This is a genomic window from uncultured Neptuniibacter sp. (assembly GCF_947498015.1).
Lineage (GTDB): Bacteria > Pseudomonadota > Gammaproteobacteria > Pseudomonadales > Balneatricaceae > Neptuniibacter.
Map to the genome: position 1 here is coordinate 1 of NZ_CANMIR010000008.1, position 24,094 is coordinate 24,094.

The 24,094-nt window shown below is 46.7% G+C and carries 24 protein-coding genes and 1 pseudogene; 16 read left to right on the plus strand and 9 right to left on the minus strand.

Annotation, left to right across the window (positions count from 1 at the left end):
* From Q0882_RS11145 to Q0882_RS11160, 4 genes and pseudogenes are all read left to right on the plus strand, one after another.
* Nucleotides 1–195 (plus strand): annotated as a pseudogene (locus tag Q0882_RS11145) (isocitrate lyase); the annotation flags it as partial.
* Nucleotides 196–397: 202 nt separating this feature from the next.
* The gene (locus Q0882_RS11150) at nucleotides 398–877 is read left to right on the plus strand and encodes a DUF523 domain-containing protein (RefSeq protein ID WP_299181548.1); all 480 of its coding nucleotides are present in this window, start codon (nucleotides 398–400) and stop codon (nucleotides 875–877) included.
* A gap of 22 nt (nucleotides 878–899) precedes the next feature.
* Complete coding sequence (locus Q0882_RS11155; protein WP_299181550.1) at nucleotides 900–1,736, plus strand: mechanosensitive ion channel family protein; 837 nt, start codon at nucleotides 900–902, stop codon at nucleotides 1,734–1,736.
* A gap of 75 nt (nucleotides 1,737–1,811) precedes the next feature.
* On the plus strand, nucleotides 1,812–3,536 hold the full coding sequence (locus Q0882_RS11160; protein ID WP_299181552.1) for a proline--tRNA ligase: 1,725 nt from the start codon (nucleotides 1,812–1,814) through the stop codon (nucleotides 3,534–3,536).
* A 31-nt stretch (nucleotides 3,537–3,567) separates the two neighbouring features.
* Here Q0882_RS11160 and Q0882_RS11165 read toward each other — a convergent pair whose 3' ends face one another.
* Genes Q0882_RS11165 through Q0882_RS11175 form a run of 3 tightly spaced genes read right to left on the minus strand, consistent with a single transcriptional unit; the run spans nucleotide 3,568 to nucleotide 6,169 of the window.
* Entirely contained in the window at nucleotides 3,568–4,581 is a 1,014-nt protein-coding gene (locus Q0882_RS11165) for an HDOD domain-containing protein (protein WP_299181555.1), read from the minus strand.
* Between the two features lie 46 nt (nucleotides 4,582–4,627).
* Nucleotides 4,628–4,903: an acylphosphatase gene (locus tag Q0882_RS11170; RefSeq protein WP_299181558.1), complete on the minus strand. Its 276-nt coding sequence runs from the start codon at nucleotides 4,901–4,903 to the stop codon at nucleotides 4,628–4,630.
* A 9-nt stretch (nucleotides 4,904–4,912) separates the two neighbouring features.
* Nucleotides 4,913–6,169, minus strand: coding sequence for a YihY family inner membrane protein (locus Q0882_RS11175; protein ID WP_299181561.1), 1,257 nt, complete (start codon nucleotides 6,167–6,169; stop codon nucleotides 4,913–4,915).
* Nucleotides 6,170–6,315: 146 nt separating this feature from the next.
* On the opposite strand from Q0882_RS11175, the gene arsC reads away from it, so the two are divergent.
* From arsC to Q0882_RS11215, 8 genes are all read left to right on the plus strand, one after another.
* Nucleotides 6,316–6,666, plus strand: coding sequence for an arsenate reductase (glutaredoxin) (arsC, locus tag Q0882_RS11180; RefSeq protein WP_299181564.1), 351 nt, complete (start codon nucleotides 6,316–6,318; stop codon nucleotides 6,664–6,666).
* 1 nt (nucleotide 6,667) lies between these two features.
* Nucleotides 6,668–7,261, plus strand: coding sequence for an NAD(P)H:quinone oxidoreductase (wrbA, locus tag Q0882_RS11185; RefSeq protein WP_299181567.1), 594 nt, complete (start codon nucleotides 6,668–6,670; stop codon nucleotides 7,259–7,261).
* Between the two features lie 29 nt (nucleotides 7,262–7,290).
* The gene (locus Q0882_RS11190; RefSeq protein WP_299181570.1) at nucleotides 7,291–7,731 is read left to right on the plus strand and encodes a DUF2069 domain-containing protein; all 441 of its coding nucleotides are present in this window, start codon (nucleotides 7,291–7,293) and stop codon (nucleotides 7,729–7,731) included.
* Nucleotides 7,732–7,741: 10 nt separating this feature from the next.
* Nucleotides 7,742–9,388, plus strand: coding sequence for a SufS family cysteine desulfurase (locus Q0882_RS11195; RefSeq protein ID WP_299181573.1), 1,647 nt, complete (start codon nucleotides 7,742–7,744; stop codon nucleotides 9,386–9,388).
* A gap of 19 nt (nucleotides 9,389–9,407) precedes the next feature.
* Entirely contained in the window at nucleotides 9,408–9,878 is a 471-nt protein-coding gene (locus tag Q0882_RS11200; protein ID WP_299181575.1) for a nucleoside triphosphate pyrophosphohydrolase family protein, read from the plus strand.
* Nucleotides 9,879–9,883: 5 nt separating this feature from the next.
* A complete protein-coding gene (locus tag Q0882_RS11205) occupies nucleotides 9,884–10,138 on the plus strand; it encodes a zinc ribbon domain-containing protein (protein ID WP_299181576.1) in 255 nt (84 codons plus the stop codon).
* 107 nt (nucleotides 10,139–10,245) lie between these two features.
* Nucleotides 10,246–10,650, plus strand: a complete 405-nt coding sequence (locus tag Q0882_RS11210) for a hypothetical protein (protein WP_299181577.1) — start codon at nucleotides 10,246–10,248, stop codon at nucleotides 10,648–10,650.
* Nucleotides 10,651–10,686: 36 nt separating this feature from the next.
* Nucleotides 10,687–11,583, plus strand: a complete 897-nt coding sequence (locus Q0882_RS11215; RefSeq protein WP_299181579.1) for a LysR family transcriptional regulator — start codon at nucleotides 10,687–10,689, stop codon at nucleotides 11,581–11,583.
* Between the two features lie 92 nt (nucleotides 11,584–11,675).
* Here the strand turns inward: Q0882_RS11215 and Q0882_RS11220 are convergent, their stop codons facing one another.
* Nucleotides 11,676–12,539 (minus strand): LysR substrate-binding domain-containing protein, encoded by an 864-nt coding sequence (locus Q0882_RS11220; RefSeq protein ID WP_299181582.1) that lies wholly within the window; start codon nucleotides 12,537–12,539, stop codon nucleotides 11,676–11,678.
* 122 nt (nucleotides 12,540–12,661) lie between these two features.
* On the opposite strand from Q0882_RS11220, the gene Q0882_RS11225 reads away from it, so the two are divergent.
* Nucleotides 12,662–13,855: a YbfB/YjiJ family MFS transporter gene (locus Q0882_RS11225; protein WP_299181585.1), complete on the plus strand. Its 1,194-nt coding sequence runs from the start codon at nucleotides 12,662–12,664 to the stop codon at nucleotides 13,853–13,855.
* A 169-nt stretch (nucleotides 13,856–14,024) separates the two neighbouring features.
* On the opposite strand, the gene Q0882_RS11230 is transcribed toward Q0882_RS11225, so the two are convergent.
* The 4 genes from Q0882_RS11230 to Q0882_RS11245 all read right to left on the minus strand — a co-directional run bounded on the left by Q0882_RS11230 (nucleotide 14,025) and on the right by Q0882_RS11245 (nucleotide 19,612).
* Nucleotides 14,025–15,431 (minus strand): lyase family protein, encoded by a 1,407-nt coding sequence (locus Q0882_RS11230; RefSeq protein WP_299181587.1) that lies wholly within the window; start codon nucleotides 15,429–15,431, stop codon nucleotides 14,025–14,027.
* A gap of 11 nt (nucleotides 15,432–15,442) precedes the next feature.
* The gene (locus tag Q0882_RS11235) at nucleotides 15,443–16,054 is read right to left on the minus strand and encodes a hypothetical protein (RefSeq protein WP_299181589.1); all 612 of its coding nucleotides are present in this window, start codon (nucleotides 16,052–16,054) and stop codon (nucleotides 15,443–15,445) included.
* A 323-nt stretch (nucleotides 16,055–16,377) separates the two neighbouring features.
* The gene (locus Q0882_RS11240) at nucleotides 16,378–18,321 is read right to left on the minus strand and encodes a DNA topoisomerase III (protein WP_299181592.1); all 1,944 of its coding nucleotides are present in this window, start codon (nucleotides 18,319–18,321) and stop codon (nucleotides 16,378–16,380) included.
* A gap of 298 nt (nucleotides 18,322–18,619) precedes the next feature.
* A complete protein-coding gene (locus tag Q0882_RS11245; RefSeq protein ID WP_299181595.1) occupies nucleotides 18,620–19,612 on the minus strand; it encodes a serine/threonine protein kinase in 993 nt (330 codons plus the stop codon).
* Between the two features lie 155 nt (nucleotides 19,613–19,767).
* On the opposite strand from Q0882_RS11245, the gene Q0882_RS11250 reads away from it, so the two are divergent.
* The 3 genes from Q0882_RS11250 to Q0882_RS11260 all read left to right on the plus strand — a co-directional run bounded on the left by Q0882_RS11250 (nucleotide 19,768) and on the right by Q0882_RS11260 (nucleotide 23,655).
* Entirely contained in the window at nucleotides 19,768–20,325 is a 558-nt protein-coding gene (locus Q0882_RS11250) for a DUF2058 domain-containing protein (protein WP_299181597.1), read from the plus strand.
* Nucleotides 20,326–20,356: 31 nt separating this feature from the next.
* Nucleotides 20,357–22,342, plus strand: a complete 1,986-nt coding sequence (locus tag Q0882_RS11255) for a monovalent cation:proton antiporter family protein (protein ID WP_299181600.1) — start codon at nucleotides 20,357–20,359, stop codon at nucleotides 22,340–22,342.
* Nucleotides 22,343–22,512: 170 nt separating this feature from the next.
* Entirely contained in the window at nucleotides 22,513–23,655 is a 1,143-nt protein-coding gene (locus tag Q0882_RS11260; RefSeq protein WP_299181602.1) for a DUF5610 domain-containing protein, read from the plus strand.
* A gap of 62 nt (nucleotides 23,656–23,717) precedes the next feature.
* Here Q0882_RS11260 and Q0882_RS11265 read toward each other — a convergent pair whose 3' ends face one another.
* The gene (locus tag Q0882_RS11265) at nucleotides 23,718–24,086 is read right to left on the minus strand and encodes a hypothetical protein (protein ID WP_299181605.1); all 369 of its coding nucleotides are present in this window, start codon (nucleotides 24,084–24,086) and stop codon (nucleotides 23,718–23,720) included.
* Nucleotides 24,087–24,094 lie beyond the last annotated feature (8 nt).

Sequence of the window (24,094 nt, forward strand, 5' to 3'; positions counted from 1 at the left end):
GAGTACTTCGGTGATAAGGCGATGCTGGGCTACGTTGAAGGCGTACAGCGTAAAGAGATCCGTCAGGGTATCGCATGTGTTAAGCACCAGAACATGTCTGGTTCTGATATCGGCGATGACCACAAAGAATACTTTGCGGGCGAGAACGCTCTGAAAGCTGGTGGTGCGAAAAACACCTCCAACCAGTTCAACTAAGTAAGACGACTTAATAGTTGCTCTAAAAAGGACACTTCGGTGTCCTTTTTTGCATTCACCATTAAGAACTTAATCATCGGTTAGGATAAATTTCCATTAGCTGACCCTAATCAAGCATTTCACCTAACTTTTATACTTTAGTTTATTGCTAACTTTTTCTGCATCCGTAGAATGCGCCACAAAATAACAATAACGGCACATCATGAAAAAGATACTCATAAGCGCCTGCATGCTAGGCGACAATGTTCGCTATGACGGCGGCCACCACCTGATAAAACACCCCGTACTCCAGCGCTGGCAACAAGAGGGACGCCTGGTCCCGATCTGCCCCGAAATCGCCGGAGGCATGAGCACTCCGCGCCCTCCTGCGGAAACACAGTGTAAATTTCCTATTCTTGTCACCACTAAAGAGGGTGATGATGTTACTCCTGAATTTCTAATTGGCGCCGAGAAGACTTTGGAGATAGCACAGCGCGAGAGAGTCGCCTGTGCACTGATGAAAGCCAAGAGCCCATCATGCGGCAACAAGCGCATCTATGATGGTAACTTTTCAGGCAACTTAATCGATGGTGCAGGTATTGCGGCTGCCGAACTGATGCGCAATGGTATTCCTGTTTTCAGTGAAAAGGAGCTTCCTGAACTCTTTGCTTTCATCGAAGATTCTGAAAGGATGTCAGCCTGATAATTACATCTAAGGGCGATCAATGGATCAGGAACTACAGAACGAACTAGAAACACTTACCCGCCTCAGTAACGCTGTAATCGATTTCTTTGTCAATTACAGCTTCCAGGTTATCGGTGCGATACTGATATTCTTGATCGGGCTCGTCGTCGCTCGTTGGTTTGGGCGCTTTGCTCTACGGATTTGTGAAAAGCACAACGTAGATATTACCCTAAGCGGCTTCATTGCCAGCACTGTTAAATTGCTAATAATCGCAATGGTGCTGGTTGTCTGCCTTGGTAAATTTGGTATCAGCGTCGCCCCATTTGTAGCCGCTATTGGTGCCGTTTCATTAAGTATCGGTCTCGCCCTTCAAGGTGTTTTCTCAAACTATGGAGCGGGATTTACCATAATCCTTACCCGCCCCTTTGTCGTCGGCAATACGATTGAGATCAATAATATTTCAGGGATAGTCAAAGAGATTAAATTGGCTTACACCGTTCTCTCTACTGAGGATGGAGAGATGATTACTATTCCAAATCGTCACATAGTCGGTGAAGTCATCACCAACTCCTTTGAGTATAAAGTGGTCGAGGCCTCTGTAGGGATCAGCTACAGCAGCAAACCTGAGATCGCTATCGACGCAATTACAACCGTACTTAAACGCTTTGATGAGATCTCTCAGTCCCCCGCGCCTCAAGTGGGTATCGAAACGTTCGCAGACTCCTCCATCAATATCGGTTACCGTTATTGGGTTCCAACTGAGCGTTACTTCCAGATTCAGTACCAGATTAATCTGGAGATCTTTAATGCTCTTTCTCAGGCAGAAATTGAGATCCCTTTCCCACAAAGGGAAGTTACCTTAAAAAACGCCAGTTAATACTTGGCAGCATCCCAACCGCCCCCTACAATGTGGCGATTTTCAACCGAATTCAGATATTAATTGAGTAAAACTATGCGCACGAGCCAGTATCTCATCTCCACCGTTAAGGAAACGCCATCTGATGCAGAAGTTATCAGCCACCAGCTGATGCTTCGAGCAGGGATGATCCGCAAAGTGGCATCCGGTTTATATAACTGGTTACCACTGGGCCTGAAGACCTTACGTAAGGTAGAACGCGTTGTGCGTGAAGAGATGGATAGAGCGGGCGCGATGGAAGTACTGATGCCTGCGATTCAACCGGCTGAGCTATGGGAAGAATCAGGACGCTGGGAGATGTATGGTCCTGAACTGTTACGCGTAAAGGATCGACATAGCCGTGAGTTCTGTGTGGGACCAACTCATGAAGAGGTTATTACTGATCTGATCCGCCGTGAGATCAAAAGCTACAAACAGCTTCCTGCTAACTTCTATCAGGTCCAAACTAAATTCCGTGATGAGATCCGCCCTCGCTTTGGTGTTATGCGTTCGCGTGAATTTATTATGAAAGATGCATACTCCTTCCATGTTGGTAAGGAATCGCTACAACAGACTTATGAGTTAATGCACCAAACCTACAGCAACATCTTTAACCGGCTCGGTCTTGATTTCCGCCCAGTACTGGCTGATACCGGCTCAATTGGTGGTGCGTCATCTCATGAATTTCATGTACTTGCTGATTCAGGTGAAGATGATATTGCCTTCTCCAACGTTAGTGATTACGCAGCCAATGTTGAACTTGCTGAAGCACTAGCTCCAGAAGGAGATCTTGCTGCACCGACTATTGAGATGTCGACAGTTGATACACCGAACGCCAAAACAATTGCAGAGTTAGTTGACCAATTTGATCAGCCCATCGAAAAAACCGTTAAGACACTGATTGTTGTGGCATCAGAAGAGAGTGATTCAGACTTTGTTGCCCTACTGGTTCGTGGCGATCATGAGCTGAATGAGATCAAAGCTGAGAAGCTGGCTGAAGTAGCGGAACCTCTTGAGTTCGCAACCGAAGAGCAGATCCGCGACCTTATCGGTGCAGGTCCAGGCTCACTTGGCCCTGTGGGTCTTTCGATACCTGTTATTGTAGACCGTACAGTGGCTAAAACATCTGATTTCAGTGCCGGTGCAAATCAGGATGGTAAACACCATTTCGGTATCAACTGGAATCGTGATGTTGAACTACCTGAAGTTGCCGATATCCGAAATGTCGTTGAGGGTGATCCTAGCCCATGTGGTGAGGGGACTTTGGTTATTAAACGGGGTATTGAGGTAGGCCATATCTTCCAACTTGGACAGAAATACTCAGAGGCCCTCAAAGCTGAAGTTCTTGACCAAAATGGCAAGAATGTCACCATGGATATGGGTTGTTACGGTATTGGGGTAACCCGTGTGGTTGCTGCAGCTATCGAACAGAATCATGATGAAAGTGGAATTATCTGGCCAGAAGCCATTGCCCCCTTCCATGTTGCACTGATCCCTCTGCAATACGACAAATCGGCAGAGGTCAAAGCTCTCACGGATCAACTTTATTCAGACCTACAACAGGCTGGCTATGATGTCATAATGGATGATCGTGATAAGAAAACCAGCCCTGGCGTTAAGTTTGCGGATATGGATCTTATGGGTATCCCTCACCGCGTGGTCATCTCCCCACGTGGCATAGAAGCAGGAACACTTGAGTATAAAGGTCGTCGAGATGATGAAAAACAGGATGTTAAGATCGACGATGTGATCCCGCTACTTGCAGAACGCATAAATCTCTAAAAGAAAAAACGGGCCAAACGGCCCGTTTTTTTTACAAGGGATAAAATTCCCGAAACTCTTCAACCGTCGAACCAGCACTTTGTAAACGCCATACCAGCTCAAACTCAGTGATCTCTCCAGCAGCAAATAACGCATTTAATTCAGCAAAAATATTGGCTTGATAAAGCGCGATCGCATCAGGATTATTCATCGCATCAAACTCGGAGATCTGGAACTCATAGACTGGCTGACACCACCTATCTGGAAGCTCCCATACCTCACAAGCTCTTCGAGTCAAGGCGTCCGAGTAATCATTCAACAACGCACTGAACACAACGGGATGAGGTTCCTCTTTTTGTTGCGAAAAAAGCTCAACCAGCTTTTTAAAGATAATTAATTTACCAATATCATGAATCAAACCACAAAAATAGGCGAGGCTTGGATCACCTCCCCCTCTCTCAGCGAGTTTTCTGGCATTATTCGCGACTTCACCAGAATGTTCCCAAAGCGCTTTACCGAACGATCTGAAGTAATTGCATTCGATATCAAATTGATCACTGACCAAAGCGGACATGACAACATGCTTAAGCCGCGCCGTACCCAACATACTAATTGCGTGTTCAAGACTGGCAATCTCGATATCAGCACTCAGATAAGCTGGCGAATTAGCCATAGATATCACCTTACCCGCCAACCCTGGATCTTTGCTTATCGCTTCATCTAGCTGTTTAAAACCAACTTCAGGATCCATCATGACCTTAAACAGCACGATGGCATCATTCGAGAGTTTAGGAATCGAATCTTCACTAAGACCAATCAACTCCGCGTCGAGTAGCGCTCTCATCTGTGACGCCTGAACAGCAGACTCATCTGTCTCAAGCGCTCTTACACCGAGAAGCCCACTGATAAATGAAAGCGTTAACTCTCTTGCCTGCCTGACGGTCTCAGCACCTTCATGTGAAGCGCTAGAGTCGGTGCTCGATACAACCTCATCACAATTTAATTGCTGCTCTTTAGCTTTATTCTGCTTACCCTTCCCGAATATTTTTTTAAACTTTGATAACATTGCCAACTCCCTGACTACTAGCAACAATTAGCATCTACTCTACCGATTATCTAACTTCAAACAGTTGAGGGATATCAGGCTTTTCGATTATAGAACTGCTTACATCAATCACATTCGCCAATTCAGGTCCCTGACTCAACCAAGCCTCAAGCTGTCTGACAGCCAGCTGTTCACCAGCTGCGATCAGTTCAACCCGACCATCCTCTAAATTACGAACCCAGCCTGCTATTGCTAAGGACTCAGCCTTCTCTTTTGCAGATTGACGATACCAAACACCCTGCACTCGTCCACTGATATAGGCGTGAATACAAATCTCTGCCATCCTTCCACCTCAGCTTGTTTTACTATTCTGGTTTTCATTAGCCCGTTCAGGCATGCGTTTTGAAAACAGATCCTCTATCGATAAACTGAACAGATCCTGTTCTCGTTGATTGAACAGGTTTAGCTTGTCATCGAGTTGCCTTTCCCATTCAACGATCGAACTAACCCTTCCCGGTTTGGGCAACGGCCAGGGTAATAATTCGCATAATTGATAAATTGTAAAATGGCTCAAATCACGACTTAAAATATATTCGCCTTCATCGGTACGTGTAATGACCCCACCCTCTTTCAACATCATCAGGTAGGTATCCCATCGTCCCTGATCCAGCGACTCCACCTCTTTCAACAAGCGCCTGTCGCTAAGCGTTCGCCCCTGTTTCTGCGCATTCCACAAACAGTGTAATACCGAGATCACCGTAAACAGGTGCGGCGTTTGACCGATGTTTTCAGTTGATCGATATACAGTGACACAACGGGTCAACTCAGCTCCCAACAGGATGATCACCCAACTGATAAAGATCCATAAGAGAAAGAGAGGAACCGCAGCAAAGGCGCCGTAGATGAGTTCATATGAGGGGAACTGAGTGACAAACAGGGTAAAACCACGTTTTGCCGACTCAAATAGCAGTGCGACAACAACACCACCCAGCAACGCACTTTTAAACGGTACACGGCAGTTAGGTACAGCGATATACATCAAAGTAAACGCGGCTGCTGACAAAAATGTCGGCAACATACTCAACAGCCGTCCTCGTCCTACAACCTCTGTCGCCTCAGTCACCAGCGGTAAGGTGGCTATGTATGAGGTCAAACCTAACCCAAGACCGATCAGAATGGGGCCAAGACTAAGAACCGCCCAGTAAAGTAGAAAACTGGATAAACCTTTTCTCGGTTTGGCTACACGCCAAATGCGATTAAACGCTGCTTCAATGTTCTTCATCATCATGATCGATGTTACAGCTAGCAGGACAATACCCACGACCGTCAGCTTTCGAGCTTGCGAGGAGAAATCATTAAGGTAGTCCTGCACTACCGCCCCGGTTGCCGGTACAAAGTGCTCAAAGACCCAACCTTGTAACTCCTGGCCAACCCCCTGAAACGAGGGTACAGCGGCCAGCATCGCATAAGAGACGGTCATCAGCGGAACAACTGCGAAGAGCGTTGTATAGGTCAGCGCCGCAGCATTCAGGATCCCTTGATTAACCAGAAACTGCTTAAACAGGTATTGGATAAACAGGACAAAACGATGATTCTTTAACTGTTCCATAATTCACTCGCTAAACACACTGACGCAACACGAAAAACTCATTCAATCATGAAATATCGATTGCAGCCGTATACAATACCGCAACATAACCCAACACAAACATCTGATCATCAGCTCATGATGATCTATTAGTACGGTATAGCACAATGAGTGAAGTGATTATCTACCACAACCCACGCTGCTCCAAATCTCGTCAGACTTTGGCTCTTCTTGAAGAGAATGGGATTGAACCTCAGGTTCGTAAATATCTTGATGATGCTCCCAGTGCCGATGAACTTAAGTTAGTCCTGGCTCAATTAGGTATCACAGCACGTGATCTTCTACGTAAAAAAGAGGCCGAATTCAAAGAAAATGGTCTGGATGATAACGCTCTGACGGATGATCAGATCATCAATATCATGACCCAGGTGCCTAAACTGATCGAACGACCTATTGTCATTAAAGGTGATCAGGCACGTATTGGTCGTCCACCAGAATCTGTACTGGAAATCCTCTGATATGGGTTCGCCCTTCGTCCTGGTTCTCTATTACAGTCGCCATGGTGCCACACGGGACATGGCGAAACATATTGCCCGAGGTGTTGAGCAATCGGGTATCGAAGCACGCATAAGGACTGTACCCGCTGTTTCAGCCAATTGTGAAGCGACTGAACCCTCTGTACCCGATGCAGGTGCATTGTACTGCAGCGAAAGTGATCTGGCTGAGTGTTCAGGTTTGGCAATGGGCAGCCCAACACGCTTTGGAAATATGGCTGCGCCACTGAAGTATTTTATTGATAGCACTAGCAGCATGTGGATTTCTGGCGCTCTGATCAATAAACCTGCCGCTGTTTTCAGCTCAAGTTCAAGTCTTCATGGTGGGCAAGAGAGCACCCTTCTGTCGATGATGCTCCCACTTCTTCACCATGGTATGGTGCTTGCCGGCCTTCCTTACAGTGAAACCGAGTTATTGAAGACAACCACTGGCGGAACACCTTATGGGCCAACTCACCTTGCAGGACAGGATAATCGCGCGCTTGATCAGGATGAGATTGCTCTGTGCATCGCACAGGGCCGCCGACTAGGTGAATTGGCACAGAAGCTGATTAATTGATCCCTAAACCGTTTTGATGAGACCCTCTTTTGAAAGCTTATATACCTGACGATCACGACTATAAAACAAAATCACGCTTCAGCCGGATAGTTTGTCTCGCAAGTTATCTAGGCCTCATGGCTTGGTTCACTCTGTGGCATCTGTTTCTTATACCCGTACCCACAGGTAATCCCTGGGTGATCTGGTTAATTCATATGGCCCCTCTCCTGGCGTTTAGTCATGTCATGATCACCGGCAAACCTCGTGGTCATGCCTGGCTCTGTTTTGTCCTGTTGCTGCTTTTTATCCAGGCAGTGCTATCCGCTTCAAACCCAAATACAGTTGTGTATGGATTAGGTTATTCCATTTTGGTGAGTACACTGTTTACCAGCGCCATGATGTATACCCGCTGGCGCGCCCGTTATAACAAGCAACTCGCACACTGGGCGGAACAAAAAGATAAATCCGCCTCTGACAATCCAACAAAATAAGACTGAAAAGATGAGCATGCCCGAAGCGGATATTCTCAAGATCAGGCAGCAGTTCCCTACCCTGTCGACTTCAGTCAATGGTGAGCCGCTGGTCTACTTTGACAATGCAGCCACCACTCAAAAGCCTGAAGCTGTGATTCGCTGCATTGATGACTATTACCGTCGCACTAATGCTAATGTTCATCGCGCCAGTCATTATCTGAGTGCGATGGCAACTACACGTTTTGAACAGGCTCGGGAATGCGTTGCAAACTATCTTAATGCGCAAAGCTCTAAAGAGATAATCTGGACACGTGGAACAACTGAAGCGATCAATCTGATCGCTAACAGCTGGGGGGATTCACTAAAAGCCGGTGATGAGATCATGCTCAGCACACTGGAACATCACGCAAACATCGTCCCCTGGCAGTTACTGGCAAATCGTACCGGTGCAGTCATCAAGGTAATCCCGTTACTTGAAAACGGTGATCTGGATCTTAACTCTTACGCACAGCAACTGTCAGAGAGAACCAGACTGGTTGCCATTACCCATGTATCCAATGCACTGGGCACCATCAATCCACTTAAAACAATCATCAAGCAGGCCCATCAGTATGGAGCTCTTGTATTAGTTGACGGTGCACAAGCACTTCCCCATCTACGCGTTGATCTTCAGAAGCTTGGTGCAGATTTCTATGTATTTTCCGGGCATAAGCTCTACGCCCCCACAGGCATCGGTGTGTTGTATGGCAAAGAGGAAATACTGACAGCGCTACCACCCTGGCAAGGCGGCGGCGAAATGATTAAAGAGGTAAGCTTCTCAGGCACCACGTTTAATGATCTGCCTTTCAAATTTGAAGCGGGAACACCTAACATTTCAGGGGCTATCGCACTGGCTGAGGCGATCAACTGGCTACAAGCGCAAGATCATCAATGCTTGTACGACCATGAGAGTGCTCTGCTCCACCATGCACTTGAAGGGTGCCAAGGGATCAAAGGGTTTCAACGCATCGGAGCTCCAGAGAAGACAGTCAGTATGCTCTCTTTCATGATCCATGGCGTTCATCAGCAGGATATCGGTACCCAGCTAGATCATAAAGGGATCGCGGTACGCAATGGCCATCACTGCGCAATGCCGTTAATGGAGGCTTTAAAAGTACCCGGCACCACACGTGCCTCATTTAGTTTTTATAATACTTTTCAAGAGATTGACCGTTTCATACAGGCTCTGGATGAGATCTCTCAACCATTTTCCCTACCCGTCAATATCTCTGAAATAAAGTTGACCGGTTTATATGAGCGACTAATAACCCTTAAGGGCTGGAATGAACGTTACCGGGAGATCATGCTGGCCGGTAAACAGCACACGCCATTGGAGCAGCATGACAAGCAGCCACAGTATCTGGTCAAAGGGTGTGAGAGCGATACCTGGCTTATAACTAAGCTCAACAAGAATGGACAATACCAGTTCAAAGCAGATTCCGACGCAAGAATCATCCGCGGACTACTGGTGCTGGTACTGGATATTTTTAATAATAAAACAGCAAAACAGATAAAACGTATCGATATTGATTTATTATTCCGTGAGTTGGAGCTTGAGCGTCACCTCAGTCCCTCACGTGGAAACGGTCTACGTGCTGTTATAAACAAGATTTATCAGGTTGCCGATCAGGCATAACCCTATATTTGGAGCAAGAATGAGCAATTTTACTGATGTTTCATACCTCAATACAGTTTTCGGCAATGAACAGGGCGACCTGAAAAAACCGAACTGGGAAAAGGCAGACAAACAACTCCATCTGATTAAAGAGGAGCTGGCCGAATTAGTTGAGGGTATCGAAAACAAAGATGTTGCTGAAATTCGTGATGCTGTTGCCGACATTCTGGTCGTAACATATGGCATGGCACACATTATGGGGATCGATGCCGATAAGGATATGGCTGCAGTACAAGCAAGCAACCTATCAAAGCTATGTAAAACCCAGGATGAGATCGATCAGACTCTGGCGTTTTATCAGAATGAAAAAGGGCTCGAGGTTTATGCCGGAGGAGAACTTCCAGAGGCATATATCAAGTCCTCCAATGACCAAACCGGTAGTGACGGTAAGTTTTACCCCGCACATAAATTTCTAAAATCTATTAACTGGCACGAACCTAAGCTGGACTAACCACTATGCCCACTTATGATTATCGCATTGAAGCGACCGGCGATGTTTTTGAAGTAAAACATACCATGGCATTGACGCCACGAAACTGGGGTGAACTTTGCGAACTGGCAAATCTGAATCCACAAGATATTCCTGTGGATTCAGCGGTCACAAAGCTACTCACCACCGCAGGGGTTGTCAAAAGCACTACACTGAAAAATCCGGAAGCACCACCCTGTATGAGTGGTGGCGGGTGCCCAAGTGGCGGTTGCGGCATCTAATCGAGCAGACATACTCGGATAGCGGTTTTAGCAGTACAATCAAATCAAGGGTTTAAGGGATTAAAAAATTACCCTAGACTTGAAACAGGAAACTATGGGGAAGGACAATGAAGAAAACAATTCATCTTACAGTTGCAAGTCTTGGATTATTGAGCGCATCACTCTTATCACCCCTGACTCAGGCTGAAACCATTAATTACCACTGCACCTATACTCATGCGAGCTATACAGCTCCCTTCATGAAGACTCCCGGCACACGAAACTGCCCCGAAGGCCGCTGTAGCTATGATGTTGTCATCAATGGCGCTCAGGGAAGTATCAACGGTGTTTCCGGGTTCGACGTTTTCCAGAGTGAATCACAGATTGTTCTCGGCCGTACTGCAAGAGATCCTATTATGGGGGGGATGGATACAGCCACTCTCACTATACAAAAAAGTGACATGAGTTTTGTGGGCGTTAAAGAAACCACTCCGTCCGTAGTACTGACAACCAAAGGCAGCTGCACTCAATAATCATGAGGCTGACCTAAACGGCTAAGGGGATGCTCTTTGAATTTAAATGATGTTCGACTATTCATTCAGGTCATCGAGCATAACAGCTTTACCTCTGCAGCCGATAAGCTTGGCATCCAGAAATCCACTATCAGCCGCAGAATTGCCCAGCTCGAAGATGAGCTGGGTGTACGTCTGTTACAAAGAACAACCCGCAAACTCAGCCTGACCGATGAGGGTGAAAACCTCTACCGTCGCTGCCACCCCCTGTTTGATGAACTCGATACCATAGAGGATTACGTCACTTCACGACAGGAGGAGCCGAAGGGGCGTTTGCGCATCACGATGCCGCTCGAGATCAGTATTTTTATCATGAATGATGTGATCTCATCATTCCTGCATAAATACCCACTGATACAGCTCGACATGGAATTAAGCGCGAGGCTGGTTGATCTCGTCGAAGAGGGAATTGATCTGGCACTCCGTGTCGGGGATCTCTCCGACTCCAGCCTGATTGGACGTAAGATCGCTGACGCCAGCTCCGAACTGTATGCGAGCGTCAACTATCTGGAGAAATATGGAGTACCTGAAACACCCGATGATCTGATATCACATCAATGTATCGGGACCAATCTTGGTTCTAATGACTGGGTGTTTGAAAACTGGGAAGCAGCTAAGCCGGTCCCTATTAACTTTCGTCTACGGGCTAACAGCCTCTCCTTCTGTCGAGAGATGATAAAGCAAGATCTGGGAATTGGCCGTATGCCAAAGGCATTTTGCATTGACGACATCAATGCTGGGCTGGTCAGAGAGGTACTGCCTGACTACAAAGTCCCCTCAGTTGGAATTCACGCACTCTACCCGAGCAGAAAGCACTTAAACCCCAGAATACGCCTATTTATAGACCATATGATCGCAAGCCTGAAAACCCACCCCTGGCTTTCTCATCATTGATCCATAATAAAGTGTGACGGCTATTACTAGTCTGCGCTCTCCACGGTTTAGTTCAGTATTAACTTACCCAGAAAGCTGTAGTGGATTGAACTTCAGGCTGCAGATTCCCATTCAGGCAACGAATCAGCAAACATTTGCAGCAGAGCTTCTATCCCTGCCATCGACATCACATCTTTACGCGTGACCATAAGCGTAGGGACTTGGCTATACTCTGGCTCCAACGGTTCTAGGTTCAGATCATTTGCATAGTGTGATTGCGCCACAACTTTCCTTGGCACCAGTGTACAGCCAAGCCCAACCGCCACACACCCCAGAATTCCTTCCTGAGTCCCCATATCGAGCACCTGAGTATTCACCTCACCTTTATCTTTTAACCATCTCAAGGCTCTTTCACGGTAGGCACAGCCCTCACGAAACATGATCAACGCATCTGCAACCTCCATCTGCTTTGCAGATACGAGTACAAGCTCTTCCACTAATACCTGATGAGTTAGCAGCTCCGGATGATCAACCGGCCCCCCAACAAACGCACAATCCAATCTGTATTCGAGCACATCCTGAACCAGTTGGCTGCTGGTTGATGACTGAACACGCGGCTTAAGTTTTGGTAACGCTTTCTTTAAGGATTGCAGAACGCCTGGCAACCTGACTGCGGCAAACGACTCCATTGAACCGATCCTGATCTCCCCAGCCGCTTCACCGACCTGGCTGACTGCTATACCCGCCTGATGCTCTAATTGCAGAAGTTTTTCAGCGTAATCTAATAAGGTATGCCCCGCTGGGGTCAGCTCAAGTTTGCGTCCTTTGCGATAAAACAGCGGCGTATCAAGCTCCTCTTCCAAGCGTTTGATACGTGCCGTTATATTAGATTGCACTGTATGCAGATGTTTTGATGCCGCCTGAACGCCCCCCAATTCGACAACCGCCTTGAAAGTTTTAAGTGAGACCAGCTCCATTTAATTCACTCCCGGTAATTACACTTCACTTTTACAGAACATAACATTCTGTAATATTCATTTGTAGTGATAAATAAACGCCGCTAGTCTAAATAGCTCAACCTTTTAATAAGATAAAAGCTATGCCAACTCACATCGATAAATTAAAGGTCTTAATCGCGGGTATATTCAGTCTGATTCTGATGCTTGGTGTAGCCCGTTTTGCTTATACCCCTTTGTTGCCACTCATGCAGGTACAGGCAGGTGTGAGTGATTCCCTCGGTGGTTGGCTGGCAACGTTTAATTATATGGGCTACATGAGCGGTGCATTGATCGCAGCCACCATTACCGATCTCAATTTAAAAGATAAGCTCTACCGGATCGGTTTATTCGTTGCCGTCATTACAACGGCTGGTATGGCTGTCACCGATAATATATTTATCTGGTCACTGATGCGCTTTTTTGCCGGGCTAAGTAGCGCGGCAGGGTTGCTAATCGGTTCAGGCTTAATTCTGAACTGGTTGATGAGAAACAATTTCCGGAGTGAACTCGGTATCCACTTTTCGGGAGTTGGCCTCGGCATTGCCTTCTGCGCCGTCGTTGTTGAGTGGATGGCAGGAAGCTACGACTGGCGTGAATTATGGTGGTTGTTTACGCTGCTCGGCGCCCTGCTTGCTATTCCTGCATGGTGCTGGTTACCCCGCCCTAAGCAGGCCGGTTCTTCACCCGCTGATTCAAAGATGCAGGATAACCCTCCCAGTAAAAGGTTCATGTATCTCATGCTAGCCGCTTATTTTTGTGCGGGATGGGGCTATGTTATCAGTGCCACTTTCATTGTCACCATCGTTGAACGCTTACCCTCACTCGAGGGGTATGGCTCCATCATGTTCCTGATTCTCGGATTATCCGCAGCACCTGCTTGCATTAACTGGGACCTCATCGCCCGAAAAACAGGCGTGTTAACCGCCCTACTCATCGCATATCTGGCACAGATTATTGGTATCATCATACCTGCTTTGAGCGATTCGGTTTGGGCGGTAACATTTAGTGCGATGTTGTTCGGCGGTACTTTTATCGGAATTGTCAGTCTGGTTCTGACGATGGCTGGACGCTTTTATCCGACCAAACCTGCAAAACTCATGGGTAAGATGACGCTCACCTACGGTATCGCCCAGATCATAGCACCAGCAGTCACGGGTAATCTGGCGGAACGCTTTGGTAACTTTGACCTGGGGCTTTGGATAGCCGCTGCGATGGTTCTATTCGGAGCAGCCATTATCGGACTGATTATGATCCTGGAACGCAACACATACTCTGAAGCCCTAACAAGTCACTAACCTTTGCTCGGGCTTCTGAATTTTATAGCAGTTTCCTTTCTGTTTCAGTACGTTCGCTGAAGTGCCTTGATTCCCTAAATCAATGCATAAACAGCACTTCCATCATTATATTCACAATTTTTTCCAGGATTGAGTTAATAACACCCGCTAATGACCACTTCTCCACTTTTTATTCTGATAAATGTGCTCTCAATTGTTTTTGTAGAAGTGCCTCAAACTCTTCATGGTCATACAATTTCAGTGATTCAGCCGCTTGCGCTAAAGAGATGTTTTCCCGATCGGCTGCACGAGCAATCTTGGTCGCTACCTCATACCCAATAGTAGGCGCTAACAGAGTTATGACCGATAAATTGTTGTGCATATTGACCTCGAGCTGTTTGCGATTAAGCGTTAAGCCTTCAACACAGTTTGTTGAAAAGGAACCAATGGTATCACTCAATAACTCAATGCTTTCCATAACGTTATGAATAATCACCGGCCGATAGGTATTGAGTTGCAATTGCCCATTCGATCCTGCAAGCGATACGGTCAGATCATTACCGAACACCTGTAAACACACCATACTCAGTGCCTCACATTGGGTCGGGTTCACTTTTCCCGGCATGATAGAGCTGCCCGGCTCATTGGCGGGTAAATGCCATTCATTGAAACCACAACGCGGGCCACTACCAAGCATGCGAAAATCATTGGCTATTTTAAGTAACGCTGCTGCCAATTGTTTCAACGCGCTGCTGTAGCGCACTAACGCATCCTCTCCCGACACCGCCGCGTATAAATTAGGATGCTGCACAAAAGGTAATTGATAATGTTCTGCAAGCATTGCAATCGCTTTCTGACCGAACAAGTTCGGCGTATTAGCACCTGAGCCTACCGCCGTACCCCCTAGAGCTAATTGATACACGGCCTTCAAACTTTCGTTTATCGCGTTTTGTGCCGCACTCATTTGATGGCAGTAACCCGATAAAACCGCGCCTGCACGGATGGGCAGCGCATCCATCATATGGGTGCGGCCAACGGTGTAGCTCTCGTTGAATTCATCTCGCTTAAGCGATAAGGCTTGTTGGATTTGTTCAATTGCAGGTAATAATTTTTGATGGGTTTTCTGTGCAACAACCAGATGCATGGCGCTGGGAAAAACATCGTTTGACGACTGTGAACAATTCACATGATCATTGGGATGAATACTACCATCCTTAAGCTTAATATCGTTCAGCTGCCGATTGGCAAGCGTCGCAATCACCTCATTAACATTCATATTGGTCTGGGTACCAGAGCCGGTTTGCCAAATGCGCAATGGAAATTGATCGCTGTATTCACCTCGAAGCAGGTCATCACACGCTGACACAATGACCGCGTATTGCTCAGCAGATAACAATCCGTGCTCCTGATTCACTTGGGCACTGGCCCGTTTAATTGAAACTAACGCATGGATAAAATCTAAATCGAAGGATTGCTTTCCAATATCGAAATAGTTAAGAGAGCGCTGGGTTTGCTTGCCCCATAGCGCATGTTTATCTACTTTAATCGCAGCAAACTCTTCCGGGCTTTTATCTTTAGGTGTCGGTGAGTGCGTCATGATATTTCTCTTTATTTAGCCTGTACCGTCAATTGATTCGCAACAAAAGGTAAGACGCTCCCGGCGATTAAATAGTCCAGATTGCGCATCACAGAACCCGACACATAACTGTAGGCTTCACCCAGTTCTCTTACTTCAAACCAGAGCTTTACAGGATCGGAAATACCGTATTGCAGCCCCCTCTCGAACCGAGCGGCATTTAAGTCTCCGGCCAGCATCGGCTTTTCTCGACGCCCTTGTTTGTTGCGTGGACCTTGATAAGGGTTATCTTCACCGAAGGTTACAAATCCAACCTTCTGCTTAAGTTGACGTTTTTCCGGCACGGTCTTCGCTAAAACAATGCTCATTGGAAATTTAAGATGAAAGCCTGTCGGTACGCACTTGATGTATTGACCGATTCGCTGAATAGCAGCAACCGAATCACTGAGGGCGTTATAGAATGTTGGCCAGAAAGTGTTCGTGAAAGAGGAGATAGATAGAAGTGTGACAAAATCAGTTGGGTTGCCACTCGGAAGGTGTTTTTTAAAACGGTGAAATCTACTACTCAATACATCATGCCGATCTGGTAGTGATTTGTTGCCTCCCCCCCAGGGGGCATCTGGTGGATCATTGTTTTGGTTCATGTGCATACCCTCCATCGATAGACGAAAATAATTTACGTCTTACATGCTAATTAGGGTTAAAAGAGAACCACAGGTGAACATCAGATTTTGGACCGATATTTCGGTGCAAATCAATCACACTCCTAGTCAATAATCATAGCTCAGTATCAGTGTCACCACCTCTAAAAAGCCGCTTCACTAGCAATCATAGGAGGGAAGAAAAAAGGCTCTGAATGCAATGCAATGAAATGACTTACCACACAACAGCACCATTTATTGTTGGTAAGTGTTGCAATCAAACAAAACAACCATAAACAAACCAGACGCAAAAAATTTAAAATCAATTAGTTAGTAACAGATCTCTTTCCAGCAGACGCTTTACGATTTCCCCTTTTTCGCCTCACTGACCTCTTCCCTAATCCCTTCAGACTACGAAAATCAGCTTCCACGACTTCATCAATCAACTGCTTCAAACCGGCTGTCAGTAGTTCTATAAATTGACCATATCTGAGTCTTTTCTGACTGATATCTTCAAGCTGAGATTCCCAATGTGCGGTCATATCAGGGACGACCATTCGCTCCGGCAAACTCATCACCAACTGCCTGCCAATATCAGTTGAATGAATCTCCTTGCCCTTCTTGATCAAAAACTGCCGCTTGAACAGAAGATCAATGATCCCTGCGCGAGTCGCCTCAGTCCCTAGCCCATCTGTATCTTTGAGAACCTTCTTGATCTCTGGACTAGATACAAATCGAGCGATACCGGTCATCGCGGCCAGCAGGGTGGCATCTGTGAAACGCTTAGGTGGACTGGTTTGCTTTTCATCAAGTTTGGCATCAGTACAGGTGACGGTATCACCGGTTTTGACATTAGGCAGGGTAACCGAGGGGAGAACTGAATTGTTCTTTCCACCTTTATGTTTTGGAAGCAGTGCTTTCCAGCCATCTGAAAGCACTGACTTCTGTCTGGCAATGAATAAACCACCCTCAACTTCACTATTAATTTGATGCTCTTCATACTGAAATGCGGGATAGAACTGCATCAAGTACTGCCGTGCAATCAGCTCATAAATATTTCTTTCATCCTGTGATAAGCGCTCTGCAGATAATGATCTTGATGTAGGAATAATCGCATGATGAGCACTAACTTTGGAGTCATTCCAGGCTTTACTTTTAAGTGTCAGGTCAGCATGGGTTACAGCGTCATCAAGCCCTAGCCCCACTGCAGTTTTAGAGATTGACTGGGTAACCCTTTCGCGTTCTTCAAAATGACCATTTGGCAAATATCGACAATCAGATCGTGGGTAGGTGATCAGTTTGTGACGCTCGTAAAGCTGCTGGCATATATCTAATGTTTTCTTAGCATTGAGATTAAACCGTTTAGACGCATCAATCTGGAGTGTAGATAAGTTATAGGGCAAAGGAGGCGGCTGTTTCTTTTTATCTTTCTTTACGGACTTAACGCAGCCACTCTTTCCTGTCACTTTCTCCAAAACTTTCTCAGCTAGCTTTCTGGATAGGACGCGACCTTCTTCATCCATGTACGGCTCACAAGCAGCGCTTGGTTTCCACTTAGCAACAAATGGCTCTCCAGTTAACGTCTGAAGCGTTATAAACACTTCATAGAAAGGTTTGGAGACAAAGTTCTCAATTTCCAGATCACGGTGAACAACTAAACCTAATACAGGGGTCTGAACCCGACCGATAGATAAGACTCCATTATAGCCTGCACCCTGCCCCTCTAAAGTACACAGACGAGTCATATTAATACCATAGAGCCAGTCTGCTCTGGCCCTCGCCAGGGCAGACGTTGCCAACGGAATAAAGTCTGTATTGTTTCGGAGATCGTTCAATGCTTTTTTGATGGCAGCAGGGTTCATATCATTAACTAAACACCGCTTTGCAGACTCTCTTTTAGTCTTGCTTACACCAGAATAATTGATGACTTCATCAACCAGGATTTGCCCAACACGGTCAGGGTCACCCATATTCACCAGCAGATCAGCTTCCTTTATTAGCCTCTTTACCACATTGAACTGTTGACGTGTTTTAGGCTTTACCTGCTGCTTCCACTCCAGCGGGATGATTGGTAAGTGCTCTTTCCGCCACTTCTTATAGTCAGGGTCATAAGCTTCTGGTTCAGCTTGCTCCAACAGGTGCCCAATGCACCAGGTCACCACATCACCGTTAGCGACTTTGATAAAGCCTTCACCTTTCTTATGTGGTTTCGGTAGAACATCCGCTACTGCTCGAGCCACACTGGGCTTCTCGGCTATATACAAAATCATTGATGAGTTACCTTTTTCATTTCAATGACTTTCGTCGAACTAATCTCATCTTGAACAGTTTCAACTGTTTCAACAATGCACACTCAAGACTCGCCTGTTTCAGCAACTGCCTACAGCACCCGCTGGCAACAATAAATTTTCTGCCCGACTGCTGCCATCCTCTTTTTGAGAGGGTTTTGTAATAACTCTGCGAGAGCCCACCCCAGATTTTTTCAGACATCTATAGAACAGCAAAAAACACTGTATAAAAAAACAGTTCTAAGCTTAATGGATTCTATTGGGTGTTACCAGCGTCTATCTACATCAAAACAAGAGGAGGCTCGTCCAGCATCGCCATCTGTTCACGCAGCTCCAGAACATGTTCGCCCCAGTAGCGTTCGGTATTAAACCAGCCAAAACTGTGAGGGAAAGCAGGATCCTCCCAGCGACGCCCTAACCATGCGCAGTAGTGCATAATCCTCAGGCTTCGTAACACTTCGATCAAGCGGATCTCATTAGTACGGAAATCATGAAACTCATTATATCCATCAACGATCTCAGACAACTGGCTGGTCTGTTCATGACGATCCCCGGAGAGCAGCATCCAGATATCCTGCATCGCTGGTGCCATACGAGCATCATCAAAATCCACAAAATGGGGAGCATCATCACGCCATAACATATTCCCTGAGTGACAATCACCGTGTACCCGTATCATATTGAGATCGCCACAGGATGAGATGATCTCATCAACGGCTTGTAGCAGGTCCCGTGTAATTGAGTCATATGCGGGTTTCAGCTCAGAAGGGATGAAGTGCTCGCTGATAAAAGCCACGCTGTCATGACCGAAATTCTGACTGTTGATCTCAGGACGGAATTTAAACGGCTGACTCGCACCCACCCGATGCATCCGCCCTAATAACCGCCCCAGCGTGAACAGGTTATCCATATTATCCAGTTCTGGTGCATGTCCGCCTTTACGTGGAAACAGAGAGAACATAAATCCATCATATTCAAACAGGGTATCCCCCTGATTGTCTTTCAATGGGGTGACCACCGGTAGTTCCTGCTCAGCCAGTTCAAAACTGAAGGCGTGCTCTTCAAGTATCTGTTCGCGACTCCAACGGTTAGGCCGATAGAACTTAGCGATCAATGGTTCCTGATCCTCAATGCCTACCTGATACACCCGGTTCTCATAACTGTTCAGCGGAAAGGTACGTCCGTCACACCAATAACCCAGTGTTTCAACAGCATCCATCAGAAATGAAGGGGTTAATCGTTCAAATGGATGTATCAGGTCATTTTCAGACATGGGGGTTCCGGATATATATAGACAAGGAGCTGCAGGTTACGCTGATGCCTTAATTCCATCAAGTAAGCCGCTCGATTCTCTGTTATCTGCTGCTCTGAAGTGAAATCTTTTGCTATAGTTTCGCGATCATCAATTTTACGTTCCAAGAGAGTGTTATGGCAGGTTCCCTGAAAGACCAATTACTGAATATCGGTCTGGTAGATCAGAAAAAAGCAAAACAAGCTGACGCAGAGAAGCGTAAGCAGAAGAAAAAAGCTAAGAATGCCCGGAAATCCGGCCAGACACTGGTTGATGAGCAGAAACAGAAACAGATCGAACTTGAGAAACAGCGCAAAGAGAAACAGGAACGTGATCGCCTGCTCAATCTGCAACGTGATGAGGAGCGTCGCCAGCGTGAAATTGAAGCACAATGCCGTCAGATGATTCTCCAGCAGAATGTTTTCATTCCAGACAATGCTGAACAGAGCTATAACTTTGTTTATGCAAACAAGGTGAAAACCCTTTATGTCACCGATGAGCTTCATGCACAATTGATTAGAGGTCAGGTTGCCATCGCAACGCTTGACGAAAAGTTCTATCTGATCCCGGATAAGTTTGCTGAAAAAATCCAGCAGCGTATTCCTGATTATGTGATCCGAGTTGAAGCAGAAGAGGAGCCTGATGAAGATGATCCTTATGCAGATTACAAGATTCCTGACGATCTGATGTGGTAATGTAAATAACGGCATAACGAAGGGATTTTAGATGTCACAGGGTTTCTTTGAGCAGTTTCTGATCATCCTTTGCTGTGCCGTTATCGCCATAACACTGTTTCGTCGTATCGGATTACCCCCCCTTCTTGCCTACCTCAGCGTAGGAGCCATAGTAGGCCCCTACAGTCTGGGCATCGTTGTAGATATTCATAGCATTGAGCTTCTCAGTGAGCTCGGGGTTGTTTTCCTGCTGTTTATGCTCGGGCTAGAGTTCTCTGTCACACGAATGCTCGCTATGCGCAAAGCAGTATTTGGTCTTGGAACCCTGCAGGTTCTGATCACCTCCCTCTGCCTTATCGCACTTTCACTTGCTCTGGATCTGCCGTTAGCAACCGCCCTTGTCATTGCCGGTGCACTCTCCCTCTCCTCTACCGCCATCGTCAGCAGAGAGCTGATACAACGTAATGAACTGGACTCCACCCACGGGCAACTGTCCGTAGCTATTCTGATCTTTCAGGACTTAGCGGCCGTTTTCTTCCTGATTCTGATCCCAGCCCTCAGTGGTAACAGTGGTGAGATCGATAGCACTACTGTCGCTATTATGTTTTTGGAAGGTGCCACCCTCCTGATGCTTTTACTGCTGGTTGGCAGAGTGATCATGCCGATGCTGTTCCATGAATCAGCTTACAGCGGCGCCAGTGACATGTTTGTTTTAACAACCTTGGCGGCAGCTCTCCTTGCAGCGTGGATTACCCATGCTGCTGGCCTGTCCATGGCTCTCGGTGGTTTCCTGGCAGGCATGATGTTGGGTGAGAGCCGCTACCGCTATCAACTTGAAACAGATATCCGTCCCTTCAGAGATGTGCTACTGGGACTGTTTTTTGTCTCCGTCGGCATGCAGTTAGATCTTAATGCGCTGTTGAACAGCTGGTATTGGGTACTTTTAGCAACAGCGGGAGTGATTGTACTGAAGACACTGATCATCACACTCCTCGCCACGCTACTGCATAAAGACCCGGCGAATGCGCTCAGGGCAGGACTCAGCCTCAGTCAAGGCGGTGAATTTGGTTTTGCACTGCTCGCTCTGGCGCTGGGTAATAACCTGATTGGTGCCGATATTAATGCGATCGCAGTGACCACCATTATCATCAGTATGATCGTCACGCCTATCTTGATGAATCACACCGCCAAACTCAGCGGCTGGCTCAAACCTGATGAGGCTAATGGGGTCAATATCTCCACACTACCCGAAGCTGCCTCGCTTGATCAGCATAATCTATCGGATCATGTCATCATCTGTGGCTTCGGACGGGTAGGACAGGTGATCGCTCGTTTTCTGGACCAGACTCAGATCCCTTATATTGTCGTAGATAATGATCCTGTCCGAGTGATGGAGGCATCTGTCGCAGGAGAACATATCTGTTTTGGCGATGCCCGGCGGGATGATGTGATGGCTGCGATCGGAGCAGATAGAGCCAGAATGCTGATCCTTAGCTTCCCAGACCCAGATAGTTCACTGGATGCCCTGAAACATATTCATACACGATTTGATAAGCTGCCAGTTCTCGTCAGAACACGTGACGATTCGCAACTAGAGCTGTTTAGACAGGCTGGAGCAACCGAAATTATTCCTGAAGCACTGGAGGGTAGCCTGATGATGATCTCGCATATTCTCTCTCTGCTCAACGTTCCTCATGAACAGATAGACACCCAGATTAATCAGGTACGGGCTGAGCGTTATCAGATGCTACACGCGTACTATCACGGCCAGCACTCTGTCAAAGTGGACAGTCGCGGTCGAATTAAAGAGATCCTGCATCCCGTTCCAATTGAAGCAAGCAGTCGGGCAATCGGTAAAGCGTTAAGACAGCTGTCTGTGGCAAAACATAACGTTAAAGTTACAATGATTCGCCGGCGTAATCACTCCGAGCTACACCCTGATGGGAACACAACACTGAGGGAGGGCGACATCGTCATTCTTCAGGGCCCTTCCGATAAGATTGATATTGCAGAAGCACTTCTATTGGCCGGCAGATAATCACTCGATCCGTGGAATATGCCAGACCGATCTACAAGGTGAAACAATTTCATCTTCAATTAATTTATCTAAAGCGAAATCCACTTCGGACGATAACCTAAAAACCGAATACGAATATCTGAGGATTTCGGGCTAATTAACCCCAACCGGCCTCAGTGGAGGAATCTACCGTGCAAGTTTTATTGAGTAGCCAGACAGCATACAGCCAGATACGCCAGGAATCTCTGGTCTCCGGCGGATTTGCGGATGGAAAAGACAGCGAGGGTCGCTCAGCGTCTGCTGCCGATCAGCTGGTTACTTCACTTGCAGAGAATATTCCGGGTATGAGCGCATCCGAGATGAAGTCGCTCGATGCGAATGACTATACACCTGAGAAAATTGCAGACCGAATTACCGGATTTGTTGCTCAGGGTCTGGAGCAAGCACGCGCCCGGGGAGCATCAGATGCTGACCTTGACCGTATGTATCAGGCGGCACTCTCGGGTATCGAAAAAGGTTTTCAGGAAGCCACAGATATTCTCAATGATCTGGAGTTGCTGACACCAGAACTATCAGCCTCTATTGAGCAAACTAAAGATCTGACGTTCGAAGCGCTGGCCGGCCTTGCGCCTACCAATGAAACAGCGCCGTCCCGCCAGACCTCCCTCTCTGCTGCAGAGCGTTTTGCCAAAGCAGAAACATTCTCTCTGGATGTCATGACCAAAGAGGGTGACAAAGTGTCTATCCGCTTTAACAGCCAGGCCAGTGAAACAGCATCATTAGGTGTATACAGTGATGATGATAGTCGCGCTATCTCTTTTGGGCTTGAACGCAGTGCCAGCAGTAGTTACAGCTTCAGTGTTAAAGGAGATCTGAATGAGGACGAGCTGGATGCACTCACCACACTGATTCAGGATATTAACCTGATCGCAGATGACTTCTACAGCGGAGACGTTCAGAGCGCTTTTAACCAAGCGACTGAATTAGAAATGGACAAATCTCAATTGATGAACTTGAATGTAACTATGACTCAATCGGCAAGCTTCTCAGCAGTAGCCGCTTATGAGCAAGTTCAACAGCTGGATGCCCCACTAGGTAACAATGGAAGACATCTGGGGCAGTTAATGAATAACATGGAGCGCTTTATGAATAGTCCTGCTCTGGACTTTATGGAAAGCCGCTCTCTGTTCAGCGAAAACCTACTGGATAGCCTTATCCATCAGGATATTCGCTATAAAGATGCTGATGAAGAATCCCAGAGCAAACTGGATGATAACTTCGAGTTATTAAGCGACCTTATGACCCGGTTTGATCAGGACGACGCAGACGATTAACCCCCCTTCTTAATCGCTGCGATACACTTTAAACCGGCCTTATTGGCCGGTTTTTTTATACCCTACCGAAATACATCCGGGCAGCCGGCATACTCATTAAATTGTGGGTCCCAACGCCTGACATCATTTGCTCTACGCCAACGGCTATGAAAAAACTCCATTAAGCAGAGACCTGAATCCACTTCAATCAGTAGAGTGTCATGCTCTTTAACCTGATTGTACTCTGGATACTCGCTCGTTTGCCCCCAGGTAATACCACCGCTGCGCTGTGCGTATGAGTGCCAGAACTTGACCGGTGATACCCATTCAGACTGATTAGCATCCCAAACCTGATCCGGGTTACCCGAAATAAATTGCCCATCTCTTTCGCCGTCTGCAGCGGAGACCATTCCGGAAAATAATACTGCAAATACAATTAGAAAACGCTTCATGTAGCCAC